Source organism: Bradyrhizobium sp. 132 (genome assembly GCF_023074185.1).
Taxonomy (GTDB): domain Bacteria; phylum Pseudomonadota; class Alphaproteobacteria; order Rhizobiales; family Xanthobacteraceae; genus Bradyrhizobium.
Genome location: NZ_JADPKY010000137.1, coordinates 1 through 1,888, shown reverse-complemented (window position 1 = coordinate 1,888; position 1,888 = coordinate 1). Strand labels below are relative to the sequence as shown.

Here is a 1,888-nt window from a genome sequence, read left to right as displayed (position 1 = left end):
GGTCAACGCAGCGAGGCCGAGACCCTTGGAGTTGTAGGTCACGCCGGTGATGCTGAGGTTCGACTTGCCGGTCTCGTCGAACACCAGCTTGAGCTGGTCGCCGTTCAACAAATTGACGCCGTTGAACGAGGAGTCCTGCGAGGTCGTGTCGATCTGGTTCAGGATGTTGTTGTACTGAGACACCAGGTTCGAACGCGACGTCTGGGCAACCGTATCCTGGACGGGGCTGGAAGCCGTCGAGAAGGTCAGCGCCGAAGTGAGCGTGCCGCCGATCGAACCACCTGCGGCGCTCGATCCGATGGTCGAGGACGCGTAGTCGTTGGTGGTCGAGACCGTCAGCAGGCCGTTGGCGTCGATCGTCGCGGTCAGGTTGTTGGCCTGAAGCTTCGAGTTGAGCTGGTCGAGCGTCTTGACGGTGCCGTTGGTGCCGTCGCCGAAGGTGGCATTGACCGCCGTGCCGCCGTTGAAGGCGGAGAAGGTCAGGGTCTTGCCCGTGAGGCCGCCGACGCCCGAGGTCCGTGCCGCGGTGAAGGCGCTCGCAGTGCCGGTGTTGCCGGCAAAGCCGAGCCCGTTCAGCGCGTTGCCGGTGCCTGTGATCGAGAGGTCGGCATTGACGCCGGTCGAGATCTTGAGCTGACCAGATGCGTTGATCGACGAGTTGGTCTGGCCGGTTGCAGTCGTAAGCGCAGCAACGCCGCTGGCGTTGATCGTCGCGGTCTGCACGCCGGTGGCAAGGTCGATCGCCTTCAGCACGTCGTTAACCGTGCCGGACTGCAGATAGACGGTCGAGTTGCCGCTGCCGTCGGTGACGACCGCACCGCTCGCACCATACCCGCTCGGAACGCTCGGAGCACCGGTCGTACCCGGGGTCGGCGCGTTCTTGAAGGTGATGACGTGACCGTCGACGTTCAGCGTCGAACCGTCAGCGATCGTCGCACCCAGCGAGCCAGCGCTCGTGGTCCGGTTGACGCTCACGGTGGCGTTGCCGCCGCCCACTGCCGAGCTCAGGCCGAGAGCCTTGAGCAGGTCGGCCTTGCCGGTGACGCTCAGATCCGCGCCCGTCGAGCTCTTCAGCGTGACGGCGCCGCCGCCGACGCTCGAAGCGGTCTGGTTGACGCTGGTGGCGAGCGTCGCGGCACCCGCGGTGATGGACGCCGTCTTCACGCCGCTGGCGAGATCGACCGCGGTCAAGAGATCGTTGACGGTCGCAGTCGGGGTGCCCGCGGTGCCGAGATAGACGGTGGAGTTGCCGCTGCCGTCGGTGACGAGGTTACCGCTGACGCCAGAACCGGAGGCCACCGCAGTCGACGCCGGAGCAGAGCCCGAGCGGAAGGTGATGGTCTTGCCGTTCACGGTCAGCGTGTCGCCGTCGGCGGGCTGGGCGTTGCCGACCAGGCCGGTTGCGGTCGTGCCCGAAGTGGCGATCAGGGTGATGGCGCCGGTCAGGGCCGTGGTGCCGTCGCCGGCCGTTCCCGCGGTACCCGTGAAGGTGCCGAGGGTGGCGCCGAGCGTCGTGGTACCGCCTGCCGCCGTGGTGCCGCCGGCCGTGCCGTTATACACGACGTTGCTGCTCGCGGTCGCGCTGGCGAAGGACGTGGTGCCGCGCAGGTCGGCCGCCGTCGCACCCGAGATCGAGGCGGAGACGTTGGACTTGGTGGAGTAGCCGACCGTGGTCTGCAGCGCCTGGTTGGCGATCGACTTCGCAGAGTCGATCAGCTTCTGCAGCGAGGTGATGCCGGTGTTGGCAGCCTGCAGCACCTGCACACCGTTGGCGATGCCGTCGAGCAGATTGTTGATGTCGCTGGCGCGGTTGTCGAGCGACTGCGCGGTGAAGAAGTTGGTGGGATTGTCCAGGGCCGAGTTGACGCTCTTGCCGGTCGACAGACGG

The 1,888-nt window shown here is 66.7% G+C and carries 1 protein-coding gene; it reads right to left on the bottom strand.

All coding sequences use genetic code 11. The features are described from left to right. Positions 1–1,888 (bottom strand): DUF1522 domain-containing protein (locus tag IVA74_RS30595; protein ID WP_247350452.1); only part of this gene is annotated, 1,888 nt, incomplete at both ends.